Below are 18939 nucleotides of genomic sequence, written 5' to 3'. Positions count from 1 at the left end.
GGCCGTGACCCGCCGCGCTGTGATCCGCCGCCTGCGGCGGGCCGCCAAGCGAGGGAGTGCCATGGGCGTCGCCGAAATACAGGTTGACCAGCGCGTGATCGGGATCGATTCGCGGCGCTTCGCCTCGGTGGAGAAGGCGCTGGTGGAACTCATCACCAACAGCGACGAAAGCTACGCCCGGATGGAGCGCACCGGCGCAGCGGTCCCGGGCCGGATCCGGGTCAGCTACGAACGGCACCTTACCGGCGCCGTGCTTACGGTCTCCGACCAGGCGGAGGGCATGAGCTTCGGGCAGGCCCGCAGCATCCTCAGCTACGGCGGGGCGCACAGCCCGCTGGCCCGCGGCGAGGGCAACGGCCGCGGCTACTTCGGCCGGGGCCTGAAACAGGCAGTCTTCGGGCTGGGCCACGGCTGGCTGGAAACCGTCCAGGACGGGCGCTTCACCCGGATCGACATCTTCCGCGGCGGCAACGGCGGGTACCTGTACGACGACGGCGGCGGGAGCCGCCCGGCCCTCCCCGCGGACTATGCGCGGCTGGGGCTGATGACGGACGGGCCGACGGCGGGGCACGGCACCCGGGTGACGATCGTCGTCGAAAACCCCCGCGTGGTGATCAGCCAGCACCACACCCTGCGTCAGTCGCTGGCCAACAACTTCTACCTGCGGGCGGTGCTGGGCCGGCGCACGGTGGAGTTGTCCGCGGGCCACCCCGGCTCCGGCGCGGACAGCCCCGAGCCCGTCGTGTTCACCGAGCCCGCGGCCGAGGTCATCATCGGACCCGGGCAGACGGGAAGCGTGCCCTTCGAGGGCCACGACTACCCGTTCACCCTGACCGTGAAGCGGGCCTCCGGGACCGAGCTCATCAGCCGCGGCGACGAGAGGACCAACGGGCTGGTGGTGCTCTCCGGCCAGGCCGTCCTGGACTGCCAGCTGTTCGACTTCGAGAACCAAGTGGGCACGGAGTACCTCTTCGGGGAGGTCCGCTGCGATGCCCTGACCGACATGCTGGGCCACGGCCGCGCGGTCATCAGCGACGAGCGGGAAGGCCTCAACGCCCGGGATCCCTTCGTGGAGGCCTTCTCGCGGGCCGTCAGCGCGGCGCTGGCCCCCGCCGTACTGGCTGAGCGGGAGAAGCTCTCACATTTGGAGCGGGCCACCACCTCGGGCCGGACCGCGGAGATGATCGAGGAGCTGCTGCGGCACATGAACCGCGCCGCCGTCGTCGACCTCGGCCTGCAGACGGAGCCCGAGGTTCCTTCCTTGACGCCCGGCACCGGACAGGCCGCCGCCGGCGTCCCTGCCCCAGGGGCCTCTCCCGCCACCCGGGGCGCCGACGCACCCGGCGCGGGCCCGGCGCTGCGGTTCACGACGCCGTTCTACTACCGCCCGCCGGGGCATGCGTTCCACGTGGGACTGCTGCTCGACCCCGCGCTGCTGCCGCCCGGTGCGGACGTCCCTGCCACGGGTCTTGCCGTCGAGCCCGAGCTGCCGCCCTCCATCCACCTCGAGGGGCCGGACACCCTGGGAAGCGATGAACCGGGGCGGCTGGTCTGGACGGTCACCGGGGACCGGGCGGGGGATCGGGGCACCCTCACCGCGAGGGCCGGGGATCACTGGGCCACCTGCGAGATCGTCATCGCCGAGCAGGCGTCCCGGCACGCCGGTGACCAGCCGGCGCACGCCGGGGCCGTGGCCACGCCGGCTGACTCCCGGGGCCGGCAGCGGCCCAACCGGGACCACGGCATGGACCTTTTCACCGGTTACGAGTTCCGCAGCCTGCCCGACGGCGCGGACCGGGCGGTGTACAGCGCCGCGGAGCGCAAGGTCATCATCAACACGGCTGCCCCCACTGTGCGGCTCTACGTCGACGGCCGGGGCCGGTTCCGTGACTCGGCCCGGCTGCTGCTGGCCGAACTGTTCCTTGACGTCATCGCGGACGAACTCGCCCGGCGCCGCGTGGCCCAGCACGGGCACGGCGGCGACCTCGAAGCGTTCCAGGCCGCCCGCCGGGACATCATCCGCCGCTACGGCAGCGACGTCCATCGGACTTTCCTGGGCTGACAGAAACCCTTGACGGTCATCAGGAAGCGGCCTATTCTACAACCAAATGGTTGCAGATCAGTTGGGTGAAGAGGCGGCGGACCGGGTGTTCCAGGCCCTTGCCGACGCCACCCGGCGGGACATCGTGCGGCGGGTGACGGCGTCGGAGTCTTCGGTCTCCGGCCTCGCCGAGCGTTACGCGATGAGCTTCGCCGCCGTCCAAAAGCACGTTGCCGTCCTGGAGCGCGCCACCCTGGTGACCAAGGAAAAACGCGGACGGGAGCAGATCGTGCGGGCCAACCACGACGGACTGCAACGGGTCCGGCGCCTTCTGGACGACTACGAAAACATCTGGAGGCAACGCTCGGACCGGATCGCGGACCTCCTCGCGGAAGGCACGCCGCCCGCGCCGGGGAGTGACTCCACGGGGGACTAAACAGCACCATCAATTGCAGGGAAGGGGACACCATGACCGTCATTAGTTCAGCCCAGGATCCCGGGGCGCTCAGCCTCACCGTGATCGCGGAGTTCGACGCCGGAGTCGAGCGCGTCTGGCAGATCTGGGAGGATCCGCGGCAGCTCGAGCGCTGGTGGGGTCCGCCCACCTGGCCGGCGACCTTCGAAAAGCATGACTTCGTCCCCGGCGGGGAGGCGAGCTATTACATGACCGGACCCGCGGGGGAGAAGGCCCGCGGGTGGTGGCGCTTCGTCTCCCTGGAGGCCCCGCACCGCCTGGTGTTCGATGACGGTTTCGCCGACGACGACGGCGAGCCGGTCGCGGAGATGGGCACTATCCACGGCGTGGTCACCTTCGAAGACCTGGGCGGCCGCACCCGGATGAGCGTGGTCTCAACCTTCGAAACCCAGGAACAGATGGAAAAGATCGTCGCCATGGGCATGGAGGAAGGCATGAAGGGCGCCCTCGGCCAGGTCGACGCGCTCCTTGTCGAACCTGCGCGCGCCTGAGCGACGCGCCCCTGAACCAGTCCGCCTGAGCCGGGCCGCCGCCCTCAGTTGTTGAGGGCGGCGTACAGGTTCAGGCTGGCCGAGAAGACCAGCCAGGACAGGTACGGGAGCATCAGGAGTCCGGCCGCGGTGCTAATCGGGCCGAAGCGGAATACCGTGGCGGCGGCCAGGGCAGCGTGCGCCGCGATCAGCCCCAGGGCCAGCCACAGTGCGGCCGACCCCAGCAGCGGATACATGCCGAAGAACATCAGGGGCCACGCCAGGTTCAGCACCAGCAGGCCGCCGTAGGCCAGGAAGGCCGGCCGGCGCGGGAAAAGCCGCTGCCGCCAGACCAGCCAGGCGGCGACCGCCATGCCCGCGTAGAGCAACAGCCAGACGGAACCGAAGACCAGCGCAGACGGCGTCCACGGGGCCGTCAGGGCGGTGGCGTACCAGCCGTCGGCGTTGGCCCGGATGGGCAGGGACCCCACAAACGACACCACAAAGGAGACGGCCAGGAAGGCGGCCAGGGCGGCTGCCTGCCGGCCCCGCGGGAGGGCGCCGGGGGCGGACGTGCCCGGAGCGCTTGGTTCGACGTTCAAGAGCACAGAATCACTGTGAACAACATCCGGCACTTCCGTCAAACCGTGACCCATGTTCCCCGGCTGTCCGCTGCCCTAAGCTGGCGCTGTCAAGGACTGCTGCGTCTGGAAGGACATCATGGGCAACGAAGCTGCATGGCAGGAAAACATCACCCCCGGCCGGTTCGCGGGGAGGACCGTCATCGTCACCGGGGCTGGTTCGGGCATCGGGCTGGCCACGGCCCTCCGGGTCGCGAGGGAGGGCGGCCGGGTGGTTGCCGCTGACGTGAGCGCGGAGCGCCTCGATGAGTTGGTGGCCGGGCACGGTGAGCTGGAGATCGTGCCCGTCTCGGGGGACATCTCGGCCGAGGAGACCGTCGCCGCCGTCGTCGCCGCCGCCGGCGGCCGCGTCGACGCCCTCGCGAACGTCGCAGGCGTCATGGACAACTTCGCCCCGATCCACGAGGTGGACGACGCGGTCTGGGACCGCGTGCTCCGGATCAACGTCACAGGAATGATGCGGCTGACCCGGGCGGTCCTGCCGCTGATGCTGGAGGCGGGGACGGGCTCGGTCGTCAACGTCTCCTCGGAAGCGGGCCTGCGCGGCTCCGCCGCCGGCGCGGCGTACACCGCCTCCAAGCACGCCGTCATCGGGCTGACCAAGAACTCGGCCGTGATGTACGGGCCCAAGGGGCTGCGCTTCAACACGGTTGCCCCCGGTGCGACCATCACCAACATTGTCGCCGAATGGGGTTCGCAACTGGCGGTCGAGCGGCTGGGCCCGCTGATGGGGGCGAACATTCCGACTCCCGCCTCGGCGGCGCAGCTGGCGGCCTCCATCACCTTCCTCCTCAGCGACGACGGCACCAACATCAACGGCGCGGTGCTCGCCTCGGACGGCGGCTGGTCCGCCCTCTGATGCGGGGAACCGGCGCCACGCAGGAGAATGCCCCGGCCGGATCCGGCCGGGGCATCGCCCTGTTTGGATTACTTGGTGCTGCTGCGGCTAGGCCGGCTTCAGCGCGGTGCGCCAGACGCCCACGGCCTTGGCCGTGCTGAACGTCCAGGTGGCGGTGCCGGAGGCCCCGGCGGTGGCCTGCGGCGCATCGGCGAGTTCACCGATCTGACCGCCGCTGGATTCCCAGCGTTCGGTCCAGCCGCCCGGCGGGGTGGCGCCGGGGCTGGAGCTGTCAAAGCCGACCCCGCCGATCAGCATGGCCCCGTTGCTGGCGGTGGTAATGCTCGGGGCTGTGATGCTGGTGGCCGAGTACGTGGTGTTGACCGCGGTTGCGACCGAGCTGTCCAGCGGCGTCGTGGTGTTGACGCCGCGGTAGGCGGTCACCCCGGCCCCCCATTTGACGGCTGTGCTCAGTGTCCAGCTGTAGCTGGCCGGGTCCGCGGATCCCACCACGTGGTAGTAGCTGAAGACCTTGGCCCCGCTGCTGGCGGAGCTGTTGATGCCCAGCCCGTTGACGATCGGCGTCCAGCCCGCGGGTGCGGTCACGGACGGGCCGAGGTCTGCGGTGATGGCGGCGACCAGGACGTCACCGGCTGCCACCCCGGAGGGCTTGGCCAGGCTGACCGTGGAGCTGGCCGTGGTGGCGACCGCCGTGGACGAGGCGCCCACCGTGATGCCCGACGACGTCGGCGGCGGGGGCGGTGGCGGTGGAGCGGAGCCGACCGTGATCACGGCGCTGGAGGTCGAGGACCCGGCGCTGTTGGTGGCGGTCAGCTTGGCCGTGAACGTTCCCGCCGCGTAGGTGTGGGAGGGGTTCTGGGTGGTCGCCGAAGTTCCGTCACCGAAGTCCCACGCCCACGAGGTCGGGGAGCCGGAGGAGGTGTCGGTGAAGGCAACGTTCAGCGGTGCGGTGCCCGACGTCGGCGTCGCCGTGAAGGATGCCACCGGTTTCGGGGCCGGCGGCGGGGTGCTTCCCAGGCCGCGGTAGGCGAACCAGTAGGTTTTGGTGACCATGTTGCTGGCCATGATCGCCATGCCGCTGGTGCTGTTCACGCTTTGCTTCGTGGTGGTGACGTCGTTCATGTTGAATGATGCGCCGTCCTGAATTACCGGGGTGCCGCGGCCCGAACCGAAGACCGGGTTGTCCATCGGGGCGGTCTTCTCGTAGATGGCGCCGGCGACGCCCGAGTACGCGCATCCGGTCACGGTGCTGCCCGGGGCGGTGTGGAAGGCGTGCACCACGTTGTTCTGGGTATCCAGCAGGATCTGCGGCCGCGACACGCAGTCGCCGACGGAGGCGATGGTGGACTGGCTGAAGGACCCGGTGGCCGGCTTGAAGACCAGCAGCAGCAACTGCGGCAGGGTCTTATCCGTGGAGGTGTCGTTCAGGCTGGTCTTGACGGCCGCAAAGACACGGCCGCTGTTGTCCGCCTGCAGGGTCTTGATGTTCAGGTGGTCGTCCGCCTGGCCCTTGCCCTTGATGGCGTCCTGGAAGCGCCATGACGATGTGGCGGTCGGATTGGTGCCGTCGGTGCGGATGGCCCAGTGCACGCTGTCCGTGAGCTGGTCACTCCACATCACGCCGATCTTGTTACTGCCGAACGCCACGATCGCGGAGATGTCGTCCGCCGCGGCTGTGGGATTGGCAACCGGGATGACAAACGGGGTGTTCCAACTGGTCCCGCCGGGCGCCGAATTGTTGACGTAGACCGTGCTCTTGTAGCCGTTGGTCGAGTCGCCGGTCACCTGCGTCCAGGTCGCCCAGATGGCGCCGGTGGTGTCCTTATCGATCGTCATCGACTCACTGCTCTGGTTGGTGATGGTGGTGGGGAATCCGGCGTCCAGGGTGTACGTGCCGCCCGAGTAGCTGTAGCGGTAGAGCTTGGCCGGCTGCCCGGAGAGGGAGGGCTTCGGCGTGGAGTCCGTGGAGACGGTCACCACGTGCGAGGCGATGTAGAGCTTGCCGCCGTCCCACAGCACGTCAGCCAGGGTGTTCGCCCGGCTGTCGTTGAGCAGCCCCGTGTCTACCCACTTGTTGGTGGGGACGTCCAGCCGGAAGATGTGCCAGCCGCTGCCGGAGGTCCACATGTCTGCCCACCAGGAGCCGTCATTCCACCACAGCTTGCTCTGGGGCTTGTCCGAGGTGGGAGGGTTGCTGACGCCGCTAAAGCTGATGCTGGGAGTTCCGTAGCTGTCCGCAGCCGATGCGCTTCCGGCGACCCCCAACATGCCGCCGGCGACGGCCAGGGCCACCACCAGGGACCGGCTAAGCCAGTGCGATATTCGTTTCATCATCGGGACCATTTTCTTTCATGCCGCGACAATCATTGGCGCGGGAGGGTTTTGGACGCGGGCCCTCATGCGGGCGCAATTGTCCGGTGTTGAATGAGGCCATGGTAGCCACCGGGCCGCCGGCTGGATAGATCCTTTTGCTAATTCTTTGTAAACTAATTCCGGCGACCAAGCGTTGTCTCTCGTGAAAGCGGTAATTGAGCGCTTCAACCAGGAATGCCGGGTGCGGCATCCGGTGCGGCGTACGCAGGCCGGCGGTCCTGGAAGGGAGTGGTCCGCCCGGACCGCGGGTGCCGGCCGGCTGCCGATGGAGTTGCTGCCCGGGCGGGAAGGGTTCCGCGGAAATGGGACGACAGGGCGGCTTCTTGCCCGGTATTCCGCTGTTTACCGCAGCCTGGCGGCGGGCTCCCGGCGGCTGAGTAGTCCATCGCGGAACCTGCCCTGCGGTCCGAGTAGCCGGGTCCGGGGACCCAAGTAGGGGTCCTTTGCTACTGCGGATATGAGTACAAAGGCCCAAGTAACAGCCACTCGTGACACAACTTTAGGTGAACTTTAGGCTTCGGATATGGCCGCAGCCCAGTGGCAAAGCTGGGATATGGGTCGGTACAGGTTTGTGAAATTCTCTCCGAATTTGTCCGATAGGTTCTCAATCGCTGGGGGTAATTCCCGGGCGTCTAAATTCATGAAGTGGTGAGGCTTTTGTCAGTTCAAAATTTGGCCCCAAGATCTGTCTCAACAACCGATAGTTCTGCGCTCCGGGCAACCGTCAGTGTGGTAATTCCAACCCTCAATGAGGAAATGAATCTGCCCTGGGTGCTGCGGCGCATGCCGTCGTACGTGGATGAGGTCGTGATCGTCGACGGACGCTCGCGGGACCACACAGTCGACGTCGCCCGCGCCCTGCGGGTCGACGTCGTTGTGGTCAAGGAGCCGCGTAAGGGCAAGGGCATCGCGGTCCGGGCCGGCTTCGCCGCCGCCTCAGGGGACATCATCGTGATGCTCGACGCCGACGGCAGCATGGATCCGCAGGAGATCGGCTGGTTCGTCTCTCCGCTCCAGCACGACTACGACTTCGTCAAGGGCTCCCGGTACGTCACCGGCGGAGGCTCGGAGGACCTGACCTGGCTGCGCAACACCGGCAACCGGGTGCTCACCGGCCTCGCCAACACGGTCCTCCGCAGCAACTACTCGGACCTCTGCTACGGCTACATCGCCCTGCGGCGCGAATGCCTGGAGGTACTGCAGCTCGAATCGGACGGCTTCGAAATCGAGACCGAGCTGATCGTCCGGGCGGCCCGCGCCGGCCTGCGGATCGCTGAGGTGCCCAGCTTCGAGCTGGACCGCATCTCCGGGGTTTCGAACCTGCAGACCTTCCGCGACGGCTGGCGCGTACTGCGCACCCTGGCCAAGGAATGCACCAGCTGGGAGGCGCCCTCCGCCGGCGCCCGGCCCGAGGCGCTGCGCCGGGTGAAGTACACCTACCCGGACGTCCGCTTCGCCCGCACTCCCACGGACCCGCGCAGCGTGCTCACGGTGGCGGAAGGGGCTTGAGATGCTCAACGCCAACTTCCGTCCGTCGGTTTCGGTGGTGATCTGCTCCTATACCGAGCAGCGCTGGGACCTGCTGATGCGCGTGATCGATTCCGTCCATGCCCAGACCCTCCGGCCCGAACAGGTGATCGTGGTCGTTGACCACAACGTGGACCTGTACAAGCGGCTCGTGGCGACCGTCCAGGACGTGACCCTCGTCGAGAGCACCGGTCCAAAGGGACTCTCCGGGGCCCGGAACACCGGCGCCGCGCTCGTGACCTCCGACATCGTCGCCTTCCTGGACGACGACGCCGAGGCCGAGCCGACGTGGCTGGAGCGCCTCACGGCCCTCTACGACGACTCGGATGTGCTGGCCGTCGGCGGTCGCGTCGAACCCGTCTGGGAAGGCGGCCGGCCCGGCCACTTCGGTCCCGAGCTGGACTGGATCGTCGGCTGCAGCCACCGCGGCCTGCCCACAGTGGCCTCCGAGGTCCGCAACGTGGTGGGTGCCAACATGTCCTTCCGTCGCGAGATCCTCCAGCACGTGGGCGGCTTCAACGTCAGCCTTGGCCGGCAGGCAACCAAACCGCTGGGCTGCGAGGAAACCGAGATCTGCATCCGTGCGGCCATCGGATCCCCCGGTTCGCGGGTCGTCTACGAACCTGCTGCCGTGGTCCGGCACCACGTTCCGGTCCAGCGGGGCACGTTCCGGTACATGCTCGAGCGCGCCTGGTCCGAGGGCCTCTCCAAGGCCCAGGTCAGCAAGGTCGTGGGCCACAAGCGGGCCCTGGGGCCGGAACGGCGGTATGTCCGCAGCGTCCTGCCCCGGGCGTTCGTCGGGGCCCTGTCGGACTGGGGCCGCGGCAAGGACCCGCAGGGCCTGCAACGAGCCGGCGCCTATGTGGCGGTGCTGGGCGTGACCGCCGCCGGCTACGTCAGCGGCCGCAGGCTTGGCACCGGTGAGGGCTCCCCCCTGGCTGCCGCCGCTCCTGCGGCCCAGCAGCCCTGGCGGGAAGCCACGTGATCGACGTCGCCGCGCCGCGCCGGCCAGAACCGGCGGGCGCGGTCCTCGAGCTGGCCCCGGCCATGGGGGCCGAAGCGGCCCCCGACTGGGCCGGTGCCCTCTGGGTCGGAGCCGTGGACCTGGGATCCCTGGGCGGGTGCAGCGAACTGCGGCTGCAGGACGCGCACGGTTACCGGCGGGCGCGTCTGCTGGTCAGGGAAGGTGCCGCCGTCCGCGGCTTCGTCGACCTGGAAACGGCCGACGGAACGCTTTCCCGGACCCGGCTCGAGGAGGCAGCCGCCGCCCTCCCGCGGGTCCCGGCGTCGGTTTCCACCACCACGCCGCCGATCAGTGTCGTCGTCTGCACGCGGGACCGGCCGGAGCTGCTCCGGAAGGCACTGCACGCCATCCTCCGCCTCGATTACCCGGACTTCGACGTCATCGTCGTGGACAACGCCGCCCGGACCAGCGCCACCCGTGACCTGGTCCGGACCGAGTTCTCCGACGCGCGGCTGGTCCTCATCTCCGAGCGGCGCCCCGGACTTTCCAACGCACGCAACGCCGGACTCCGTCACGCGCGCGGCGACATCGTCGCCTACACCGACGACGACGTCGTGGTGGACCCGGGGTGGCTGAGGGGGATCGCCGCCGGCTTCGAGCAGGCCCCCGACGTCGCCTGTGTCACCGGGCTGGTCCCGGCGGGCGAGCTGCGCTCGCTGGCGCAGGGATACTTCGAGGGGCGAGTGAGCTGGTCCAAGGCCGTGGCGCCCAAGGTCTACTCCCTGGCCGACCCGCCGGCGGACATGCCGGTCTTCCCGTTCTGCGTGGGGGCCTATGGGACGGGAGCGAACTTCGCCCTCGACCGCCGGACGGCCCTGTCGCTCGGCGCCTTCGATCCTGCCCTGGGGGTAGGCACTCGGACCGGCGGGGGCGAGGACCTGGACATGTTCACCCGGGTCATCCTGTCCGGGCGGTCGCTGGTGGTCCAGCCCTCCGCCGTCGTCTGGCATCGGCACCGCGCCGAACTCGACGACCTGATCGTCCAGGCCCGGGGCTACGGCAACGGCCTGGGAGCATGGCTGACCAAGATCATGCTCAACCCCCGGACCGCGCGGATGGCGCTGGTCCGGGCTCCCCGCGGCGCCGTCTACTTCCTGCGCAACACCCGCGCGCATGCCGACGGCGAGACGGCCGACGACGTCCCGAGGAACCCGGTGATGGCAAAGGCGCTGCGCACCGAGCTCGTCTCGGTGGCCCGCGGCCCGTTCAACTACCTGCTGCAGCGCCGCTCCTGCCGGCGCCGACGAGCCGCGTAGGCAGCCGCAACGCAGCACACGACGCACAGTTTTGAGGGGAATTCGGCGTCACCATGGAACACCGTTTTCCCCTCGCCACTTTTTCAACAAGCGAGGAAGTCAAGTTCATGAGTCTCATTATGGAAAACGAGAAGCCGGCGCCCAGGGCGCCCCTCTCGTCGGTGAACAGGCTCCGTACGGAGCGCCCCCTGGATGTCGGCCTGGCCATTGCCGGAGTCGTCCTGGCAGCACTGATCCTGCTCGGGCTGGGAGGACCCGCGCTGGCCCCGGTGACGCTGCTCGGCTGCCTGATCCTTCCGGGGTGGGTGGTGGTACGGCGCCTCACCGGCGTTGATCCGCTCGCGCGGGCCATCGGCACCCTGGTACTCAGCGCCGCCGTCTACACCATCCTGTCGCTGGCGATGGTGTGGACCCACCTGTGGCAGCCGCGGCCCGTCGCGGCCGCGGTGCTGATCGCTTCCTCCGTCCTGGTGATCGTCCTGCCCGCCCCGGCCACGGACCGGGAGCCGCTGCAATTGCGGCGGCTCCTCAGCCTGGAGGGCCTGCGGAACAGCAGCCCCGCCAGCCACATCCCGTGGGCCGTGCTGGCTGCGGCCCTGGTCCTCTGGGGCGTGGCCCTGTCCGTTACCGGCGAGGGACTGAAGGGCGACGCCGGCCTGCTCTCGACGTTCCCGCCGATCTGGTTCGTGGCCGTCGCCGCCGTAGCCGGGCTTTGCATCTGGGCGGTTGCGGCCCGGGAAATGGCATCCACCCCCTTCCTCGCGGTCTCCTTTACCGGCCTCGTGGCAATGCTCTACGCATCGGCGGCCATGGTGGTCAGCGTTCCCCGGCTCCCGTGGACGTACAAGCACATCGCGGTTACCGACTACATCGGGGCCTCCGGCCAGGTGGACGCCTCGATCGATATCTACAACCGCTGGCCCGGGTTCTTCTCCGCCAGCGCCTTCCTGGGTGACGCGGTGGGTTACCCGGACGCCATCGGCTACGCCTCGCTGGCAGAGTTCAGCTTCGCGGTGCTGGGTGTGGCGCTGGTTCTGGCGATTGTCCGGGCCCTGTCCAGCAACCGCAGGATCCAGTGGACGGCGGCCCTGGTGTTTGCGCTGACCAACTGGGTCAACCAGAACTACTACTCCCCGCAGGCGTTCTCCTACACGCTGTACCTGACGATGTGCCTGATCGCCCTGACCTTCCTGCGCGGTACCCCCGCACGCTTCGCCGTCGCCTGGGAGGAGAAGCTGAGCCGCCGCCGGGCCGAACGGGCGGCTACGGCACAGGATGAGGCGCAGCCCCGGCCCTTTGCCCAGACCCTGGTGCTGCCGGCGGTGATTGTCCTGCTGGTCCTCCAGGCGGTCTCGGTGGCCAGTCACCAGCTCACTCCCTACCTGGCGAGCCTGGCGCTGTTGCCGCTGTTCGTCTTCGGCTACTTCCGGCCGCGGTGGGCGGGCCCGGTCCTGGCGGTACTTGCCGTCCTGTACCTGCTGCCCAACCTCGACTTCGTGGCCGGCAAGTACGGACTCTTCGGCTTCGACTTCCTGAAGAACGCCAGCTACGAACCGCCGGACGGCGGGCCCACCGGCCTGCTGGGCCGGGCGCCGGAGGCCTTGTCAATCCTCATCGGCGTGCTGGGCGTGGGCGGTTTCGTTCGCAACCTGCTGCGCGGCAACGTCCGGCAGACGATCATGGTGGCCTGGCTGGCCGTCGCGCCGCTGTTCTGGCTGCTGATCCAGTCCTACGGCGGCGAGGCGAAGTTCCGGGTCTACCTGTTCGCCCTTCCCTGGCTGGCCGTCGGCGCCGCGTGGCTCTTCTGGGCCGGTCCTCTGCGGACCCGCCGGGCGGCCATCGGTACCACCGCAGCGCTGACCGCCATGGCCCTCCTGTTCACCATCACCTACTTCCAGAACGAGGCCAAGTTCCGCGTCCCCAAGGAAGACGTCGCCGCGGCCCAGTGGCTGGACTCGACGGTCAACCCCAAGGACGCGGTGATGGAAACGAACGCCTTCTTCCCGCTGCTGGTGGGCCCGAACTACCCCAGCTACCTGGATGCGGGACGGACGGCTTCGCTGACCAAGTTCATCCAGTCCTCCGGCCACGGCCTGACCTCGGTGGACGTAGCCCGGTATGCGGACCGCAACTTCAAGCCGGACCGGATCTTCGTGGTCTTCTCCGACTCGCAGATCGCGCAGGCCGCCAAGGATAATCTCTTCGATCCTGGCACGCTCCCCACCCTGGAGCGGCAACTGGCCGGATCCTCCAACGTCCAGCGGGTGTTCGAGAACGGCGCAGTCCGGATCTACGAACTCGCCAAGACCGGCTAGCGTGACGAGGAGCGGCATGGTGTTGATCAGGGTGATCGTCGTCCTGCTCGCCGCAGGGATCACCATGACCATCGCCATGCTGCTCAAACCGTCGCCCCCGGCAACGGCCATGCCGGTGGGGGACCTCCCCGGCTGGAAGCAGACGGGGACGCAGGACTTCACCCGGGCGGCACCGATGGGCGCGGTCGGCGACGTGTACGGACCGGACATGCGGGGCTACCACGACCTGCCCGACACATCGGGCCAGGGGGTCTACACCCCGGACAAGGTCCTGTCGGTCAAGGACGGAAAGCTGGACTTCTTCCTCCACAGCTCCGGGGGGAAGCCCAGGGTGGCCAGCGTGGTGCCCTTCGGGTACGACGGGCAGCGCTACGGCCGCTACTCCATCCGGTTCCGGGCCGACACGATGCCCGGGTACAAGATCGCCTTCCTGCTGTGGCCCACCAGCGACAACTGGCTGGACGGGGAGATCGACTGGCCGGAGGGGGAACTCAACGGCCCGTTTTACGGGGTATCCGCCATCAAGGATTCCCCGCTGAAAGGTCCGGACCGCTTCGACCCCACCACCCGGAACACCTCCGCCACGGACGGAACCGGGTGGCACGTGGCGACGACGGAATGGACTCCAGGCAAGGTCAAGTGGTTTTGGGACGGTGAACTCGTGGGGGAAACAACAATGCCGGACGGCGTTCCCAACACCGGCATGAGGTGGACGCTGCAGGCCGAGACAAAGGACGGGGCCGACGCCGGAACGCCGGCGCCGTCGGTCTCCGGCCACATCGAGGTGGACTGGGTGGTGCAGTATGCGTACGCCCCGTAAGGCCACGACGCCGTTCCCGGTCCCTGCCGCCGGCGGAAGCTTCATCGACGCCGTCCTTCGGGACCACTACGACGAATGGGACCTCGCCGGCCTCGGCCTGGGCCGGGACTGGACCACGGTCTTCATCACCCCGCAGTTCACCACCTCCCGGCACGTCGTCGCCCTCATCTTCGCCCCCGGCGCGCGGCAGCCCTCGCTCGTGGTGAAGGTGCCGCGCTGCCCCGGTGACAACGAGGGGGTGCTCCGGGAGGCGGACATGCTCTGGCAACTCGGAGTCCTCGGCGGGGATCAGGTCGAGGGTGTGCCCCGTGTCGTCGCCGCCCTGGATCTGTCCGGACACACCGTCCTGGTCGAAACCCCGCTGACCGGCCCGGCCCTGGACCCCGACCGGGTGGCCGCGGACCTGCCGGTAGCCGTCGCCCTCGGCGTGGACTTCATCGATTCGCTGCCCTGCACCCGGCCCGCAGCGGGAAACGAGGGTTGGTACGAGCGCACCGTGCAGCGGCCCCTGCAGGCGATGGAGCTGCTGCTACCCGGCGAGGACGAACTCGCGGACCTGGTCGGCCGGACCCACGAGGCGTTGGAGCCGCTACGTTCGGCGCAACTGCCGTCCGTGTTCGAACACGCCGACCTCAGCCACCCCAACCTGCTGATCGGTCCGGCCGGGCGGCTCCAGGTGATGGATTGGGAGCGGGCGTCCGCCTACGGGCTGCCCGGACACGACCTGACGTTCTACCTGCAGTACCTCAGCGAGTCCGCCGAGCAGGCGTTCGAACGGCCGGCCCAGCTGGCGGCCTTCGACACCGCCTTCGGCCGGGACGGCTGGGCGCGCGAGCCCCTGCGCCAGCACCTGGTCCGCCGCGGGATTGACCCCGCGCTGCTGCCCGCACTGGTGCTGGCCACCTGGGCACGGTCCGCCTCCACCCTCGCCTTTAGGCTCGCCGCGGAATCGGCAGAGCCAGTGGGACAGGCCCAGGGTGCTGAGGCCGGACGCGGCGGGGCGGTACCGGGGGGACCGGAAGTGCAGGCGGCCCAGCCCGGCGCCGCCGCCGACCAGCCTGCGCACGCCGTCGACGCCGGCGCGGGACCCGTGTCCGCACCTGCCGGACACGCGCCGCGCGGCCCGGCCGAGGTGCGGCGGGCGGTCTTCGGGGACCGGGATTTTTGGCTGTGGCGGCACGCCGCCACCGCCGGGGTGCTCTGACCCGGCGCGGACAACTAACCGCCCCCGGACCTGGCCCCTGACCCGGGAAATTACCTGTCCGCTGACAGTTCACGGCAAGATGTGACCATGCACAACACGGACTCCCGGCCCTGGCTGAAGAACTACCAGCCGGGCGTCCCGGCCGACATCGAGCTGCCCACGGAGTCGCTCGTGTCCATGTTCGAACGGTCCGTGAGCGAGGCCGGTACCGCCCCCGCCATGGAGTTCTTCGGCCGGCGGACCAGCTACACCGAGCTCGGCGAGCAGGTGGACCGGGCAGCCGAGGGGCTGCGCCGCCTGGGCGTGCGCGCCGGCGACCGGGTGGCCCTGATCCTGCCCAACTGCCCCCAGCACGTCGTCGCGTTCTACGCGGTCCTCCGCCTGGGCGCCGTCGTCGTCGAACACAACCCGCTGTACACCTCCCGCGAGCTGCGCCACCAATTCGAGGACCACCAGGCACGCGTGGTGATCGCCTGGGACAAGGCCGCCGCCGCCGTCCGCGAGTTCCCGGCCGACATCGAAATCGACCACGTCGTGTCGGTGAACCTCCTCGAGGCGTTCCCGGCCGTCAAACGGCTGGCCCTCTCCTTGCCGGTGAAGAAGCTCCGCCAGACCCGGGAATCGCTCACCGCGCCGGCCCCCGGCACAACGCCGTGGAAGGAGCTACTGGGCCACGGCCGGATCGACCCCTCGCACCCCCGCCCGGCGGTCACGGACCTCGCCGCGATCCAGTACACCTCCGGCACCACCGGCCGGCCCAAGGGCGCCATGCTGACGCACTTCAACCTCTACGCCAACGCGCTGCAGGGTGAGGCCTGGATGGCCGGCGCGGAATACCGCAAGGAGATCTTTTACGCGATCCTGCCGATGTTCCACGCCTTCGGCATGACGCTCTACCTGACCTACGGGATCCGCAAGCAGGGCCTGCTGGTGCTCTTCCCCAAGTTCGACCCGGACCTGATCCTGGCCGCCATGAAGAAGTCGCCCGCCACCGTCTACTGCGCCGTTCCGCCAATCTACGAGCGCACCGCCATGGCGGCGAAGGAGAAGGGCATCTCCCTGCGATCCTGCAAGTACTGCATCTCCGGGGCCATGAACTTGCCAGACCACGTGGTGGAACTCTGGGAATCGGTCTCCGGCGGCCTGCTGGTTGAGGGCTACGGGATGACCGAGTCCTCCCCGGTGGCGCTCGGCAACCCCTTCCACCCCACCCGCCGCACCGGGACCATCGGCGTGCCGTTCCCGTCCACGCTGATGAAAGTGGTCGACGTCGACGATCCCTCCGTGGAGGTCCCGCAGGGCCAGCCCGGGGAGCTGTTGATCAAGGGCCCGCAGGTCTTCCAGGGCTACTGGAACAACCCCGAGGAAACCGCCAAAACCCTGACGGCGGACGGCTGGCTCCGGACCGGCGACGTGGTGACCGTCGATGCCGACGGTTTCACCACCGTGGTGGACCGGGCCAAGGAACTGATCATCACCGGCGGCTTCAACGTCTCACCCACCGAGGTGGAGGCCGTGCTGCGCCTGCACCCGGACGTCCGCGACGCCGCGGTGGTGGGCAAGCCGCTGGAACGCGGCGGCGAGATGGTGGTGGCCGCCGTTGAACTCGAACCCGGCACCGCCCTGGACGAGGAGGCGCTGCGCGCCCACTGCCGCGAGCACCTGGCCGGCTACAAGGTTCCGCGCCGGGTGGTGGCGGTCCCCGACCTGCCCCGGTCCATGCTCGGCAAGATCCTCCGCAAGCAGGTCCGCGAGGACGTCCTGCCGCGGCTCTGACCTTCCGGCGCCGGGCCGGGTTCGCGTTTACGGGTAGCGGCCAAGTACCCGGGCGCCGGCATCCCCGTGCCGCTACTCGTGACAGGCGGGGCGGCCGCTCCTAGGCTGGAAACACATTTTCCGGCGGCGGCAACGCCGTGCCAGCCCCCTGCGGGCTGATTGTCCCCGGGCTGACAGCGGCCGTCCTTGCGGCCGTGGGCGGGAGTCCGCGGGACTGGCCGGATCCGGTCTAGGAGGTCTCGCGGACATGGCACACTCGACGGACGACGGCGGGTGCGCGCCGTGAGCATCCACCCCCAGACTCGCCTCCCGGCCGCCCACCCCACCGTGCTTGAAGCGTTTCGCGCCCTCGAGGACACCGGCCTGCCGTGGGTGCTGCTGCGTGGCGAGGACGACCTGGCCTGCCCGGACGGCGACGTGGACCTGCTGGTGGATCCGCGGATGCTGCCGCAGCTGGACGGGCTGATGGCACGGATCGGACTGTGCCGCGTGCACGCGACCGGGCACGGCAGCCACCGGTTCTACTTCGGCTACATGGACGCCGACGAATTCTGGCTCAAACTCGACGTCGTGTCCGAGGTGTCCTTCGGCCGTTTCCAGCAGTGGAGCACGCCGCTGGCGGCCGGCTGCCTGGACCGCCGCGTCCGGCAGGATGGCCTGTGGCTCCCCGAACCGGCCGACAAGGCCTGGCTGCATTTGCTGCATCTGGTCCTGGACAAGGGCGGGATAGCTGCTGACCGCCGGGCCGCGGCGCTGGCATCTGCCGCCGTCGCCTCAACCGCCGGACCCGTCGCGGAGTACGTGGACCGGCGCGGCGGCGACGGGGCGGCATCCGCCCTGCTCGACGCCGTCAACGCGGGGAACTTCGACGGCGTCCGCGATCTCGCCGGACGGTGGCGGCGTGCCTGGACCCGGACCCAGCCGCTGGCCAGCCGCGGGCGCTGGCTGGGGCACCGGACCCTCCGGCTGATGACCCCGCGGCTCCCCGGCCCCGGCCCGGTGGTGGGCGTCATGGCGCCGGACGGTGCCGGCAAAACCACGCTCCTGCACGGGCTCCGCGCCGATTTTCCCATCCCCACGTCCTACGTCTACATGGGGCTCTGGGGCGCCGGCCCGTGGGACCGGTGGCTCGAGCGGCTGCCCGGCGGACGGACTGCCAAGAAGATGTTCCGGGTGCTCAAGGGCGGCACCAAGGCGCGCTACCACAGCCTCCGAGGCCGGGTGGTGCTGATGGACCGGGTGGCGTACGACGCGCTCCTGCCGCAGGTCGGGGGCGGCCACACCAGTGCGGGCCTGACCAACACGCTGGCCGTGAAACTGGGACCGGCGCCCGACGTGCTGCTGGTCCTCGATGCCCCGGGCGAGGTGATGTTCGCCCGAAAGGGTGAGCACACGGTGGAGCTGCTGGAGCACTGGCGCAAGTCCTACCTGCAGCTGGCCACTAGGCTGCCCGGCGCCCGCGTGATCGACGCCGGGCTGTCCCGTGAATTGGTCCGCCGGCTGGCCACCGAAACGGTCTGGAACAGCATCTCGTCCCGCACGCTTCCGCCCCCGGAGGCGGATCCGGGCGGACGTCCTGGCCTGACCCTGCACCGCTGGCGGATGCTGGACTGGCGCTTCCTGACCCCCGTGTTGCAGCCCCGCCGCCTGGGCTATGGGGGAGCGATTGAACCGGAGCTGCTGGGCGCACTCCAGCTGCTGGACCCGGACGCCCGGCCGGTGGGTGCGGGTGCGCCCGGGGCGCCCGGACCACGGTTCGACGTCGTGCTCCTGCGCGAACCCGATGCCTTCCTCTTCGAACGGGCGGCTGCGGACGTGGAACCCGGGGGATGGGTCTGCGCCCAGGTCCGGCGCACCGCCGCCGGGCGCGGACCGCACACGGTGGCGGGCTGGAAGCAGACGTTCCGCAAGCACGACTTCGAGGACATCACGGTGCACTGGAACGTCCCCGGCCTCGACGGCCCGGCCCGGCTGGTGCCGGTCGACTCCGCGGAGGCGGTACGCGGTACCCTGGCGCTCCGGCAGGGGGTCCGCTTCGGCCTGCTGAAGGCCGTCGCGGGGCGGGTGGCACTGGGGCTGCGGCTGTTCCCGGTCGCCATCCCGGCCGGTACCGTCACGGGTCGGCGGCCGGCCTAGCAGCACTGCCTGCCGCCGGATC

The 18939-nt window shown here is 69.5% G+C and carries 14 protein-coding genes; 12 read left to right on the top strand and 2 right to left on the bottom strand.

The genetic code is table 11. From position 1 onward, the window contains the following. Positions 1-61 precede the first annotated feature (61 nt). Genes AB0O44_RS03105 through AB0O44_RS03095 form a run of 3 tightly spaced genes read left to right on the top strand, consistent with a single transcriptional unit; the run spans position 62 to position 3007 of the window. Positions 62-2062: an ATP-binding protein gene (locus tag AB0O44_RS03105; RefSeq protein WP_364134044.1), complete on the top strand. Its 2001-nt coding sequence runs from the start codon at positions 62-64 to the stop codon at positions 2060-2062. Positions 2063-2108: 46 nt separating this feature from the next. Further along, the gene (locus AB0O44_RS03100) at positions 2109-2477 is read left to right on the top strand and encodes a metalloregulator ArsR/SmtB family transcription factor (RefSeq protein WP_364134041.1); all 369 of its coding nucleotides are present in this window, start codon (positions 2109-2111) and stop codon (positions 2475-2477) included. 32 nt (positions 2478-2509) lie between these two features. Beyond that, positions 2510-3007, top strand: coding sequence for an SRPBCC domain-containing protein (locus AB0O44_RS03095; RefSeq protein ID WP_364134038.1), 498 nt, complete (start codon positions 2510-2512; stop codon positions 3005-3007). A 44-nt stretch (positions 3008-3051) separates the two neighbouring features. Here AB0O44_RS03095 and AB0O44_RS03090 read toward each other — a convergent pair whose 3' ends face one another. After that, positions 3052-3588: a TspO/MBR family protein gene (locus tag AB0O44_RS03090; protein ID WP_364134035.1), complete on the bottom strand. Its 537-nt coding sequence runs from the start codon at positions 3586-3588 to the stop codon at positions 3052-3054. A gap of 118 nt (positions 3589-3706) precedes the next feature. Between AB0O44_RS03090 and AB0O44_RS03085 the strand changes: the two genes are divergently transcribed. After that, positions 3707-4486, top strand: coding sequence for an SDR family NAD(P)-dependent oxidoreductase (locus AB0O44_RS03085; protein ID WP_364134032.1), 780 nt, complete (start codon positions 3707-3709; stop codon positions 4484-4486). An 87-nt stretch (positions 4487-4573) separates the two neighbouring features. On the opposite strand, the gene AB0O44_RS03080 is transcribed toward AB0O44_RS03085, so the two are convergent. Continuing rightward, complete coding sequence (locus tag AB0O44_RS03080; RefSeq protein ID WP_364134029.1) at positions 4574-6820, bottom strand: PKD domain-containing protein; 2247 nt, start codon at positions 6818-6820, stop codon at positions 4574-4576. Between the two features lie 684 nt (positions 6821-7504). Between AB0O44_RS03080 and AB0O44_RS03075 the strand changes: the two genes are divergently transcribed. The 8 genes from AB0O44_RS03075 to AB0O44_RS03040 all read left to right on the top strand — a co-directional run bounded on the left by AB0O44_RS03075 (position 7505) and on the right by AB0O44_RS03040 (position 18917). After that, the gene (locus tag AB0O44_RS03075) at positions 7505-8368 is read left to right on the top strand and encodes a glycosyltransferase family 2 protein (protein WP_364134026.1); all 864 of its coding nucleotides are present in this window, start codon (positions 7505-7507) and stop codon (positions 8366-8368) included. 1 nt (position 8369) lies between these two features. Then, positions 8370-9371 (top strand): glycosyltransferase family 2 protein, encoded by a 1002-nt coding sequence (locus AB0O44_RS03070; protein WP_364134023.1) that lies wholly within the window; start codon positions 8370-8372, stop codon positions 9369-9371. Beyond that, positions 9368-10666, top strand: a complete 1299-nt coding sequence (locus AB0O44_RS03065) for a glycosyltransferase (protein WP_364134020.1) — start codon at positions 9368-9370, stop codon at positions 10664-10666. The genes AB0O44_RS03070 and AB0O44_RS03065 overlap by 4 nt, the downstream gene beginning before the upstream one ends. A 107-nt stretch (positions 10667-10773) precedes the next feature. Next, the gene (locus AB0O44_RS03060) at positions 10774-12981 is read left to right on the top strand and encodes a hypothetical protein (RefSeq protein ID WP_364134017.1); all 2208 of its coding nucleotides are present in this window, start codon (positions 10774-10776) and stop codon (positions 12979-12981) included. Between the two features lie 16 nt (positions 12982-12997). Beyond that, a complete protein-coding gene (locus AB0O44_RS03055; protein WP_364134014.1) occupies positions 12998-13801 on the top strand; it encodes a glycoside hydrolase family 16 protein in 804 nt (267 codons plus the stop codon). Continuing rightward, the gene (locus tag AB0O44_RS03050; protein ID WP_364134011.1) at positions 13785-15005 is read left to right on the top strand and encodes an aminoglycoside phosphotransferase family protein; all 1221 of its coding nucleotides are present in this window, start codon (positions 13785-13787) and stop codon (positions 15003-15005) included. Before AB0O44_RS03055 ends, AB0O44_RS03050 begins: the two co-directional genes overlap by 17 nt. Positions 15006-15092: 87 nt before the next feature. Continuing rightward, entirely contained in the window at positions 15093-16781 is a 1689-nt protein-coding gene (locus tag AB0O44_RS03045; RefSeq protein WP_364134008.1) for a long-chain-fatty-acid--CoA ligase, read from the top strand. A gap of 282 nt (positions 16782-17063) precedes the next feature. Then, a complete protein-coding gene (locus tag AB0O44_RS03040) occupies positions 17064-18917 on the top strand; it encodes a hypothetical protein (RefSeq protein ID WP_364134005.1) in 1854 nt (617 codons plus the stop codon). The last annotated feature ends 22 nt before the right edge of the window (positions 18918-18939 follow it).

Source organism: Arthrobacter sp. NPDC080082, from assembly GCF_040686595.1.
Lineage (GTDB): Bacteria > Actinomycetota > Actinomycetes > Actinomycetales > Micrococcaceae > Arthrobacter.
The sequence above is the reverse complement of the archived record's forward strand: the minus strand, read 5'-3'. Positions and strand labels throughout refer to the sequence as shown.

Excerpts from the sequence above, each read along its gene's own strand:
- AB0O44_RS03105 (WP_364134044.1), top strand. The coding sequence starts at position 62 with ATGGGCGTCGCCGAAATACAGGTTGACCAGCGCGTGATCGGGATCGAT.
- AB0O44_RS03100 (WP_364134041.1), top strand. The coding sequence starts at position 2,109 with ATGGTTGCAGATCAGTTGGGTGAAGAGGCGGCGGACCGGGTGTTCCAG.
- AB0O44_RS03095 (WP_364134038.1), top strand. The coding sequence starts at position 2,510 with ATGACCGTCATTAGTTCAGCCCAGGATCCCGGGGCGCTCAGCCTCACC.
- AB0O44_RS03085 (WP_364134032.1), top strand. The coding sequence starts at position 3,707 with ATGGGCAACGAAGCTGCATGGCAGGAAAACATCACCCCCGGCCGGTTC.
- AB0O44_RS03080 (WP_364134029.1), bottom strand. The coding sequence starts at position 6,820 with ATGATGAAACGAATATCGCACTGGCTTAGCCGGTCCCTGGTGGTGGCC.
- AB0O44_RS03070 (WP_364134023.1), top strand. The coding sequence starts at position 8,370 with ATGCTCAACGCCAACTTCCGTCCGTCGGTTTCGGTGGTGATCTGCTCC.
- AB0O44_RS03060 (WP_364134017.1), top strand. The coding sequence starts at position 10,774 with ATGAGTCTCATTATGGAAAACGAGAAGCCGGCGCCCAGGGCGCCCCTC.
- AB0O44_RS03055 (WP_364134014.1), top strand. The coding sequence starts at position 12,998 with ATGGTGTTGATCAGGGTGATCGTCGTCCTGCTCGCCGCAGGGATCACC.
- AB0O44_RS03050 (WP_364134011.1), top strand. The coding sequence starts at position 13,785 with ATGCGTACGCCCCGTAAGGCCACGACGCCGTTCCCGGTCCCTGCCGCC.
- AB0O44_RS03045 (WP_364134008.1), top strand. The coding sequence starts at position 15,093 with ATGCACAACACGGACTCCCGGCCCTGGCTGAAGAACTACCAGCCGGGC.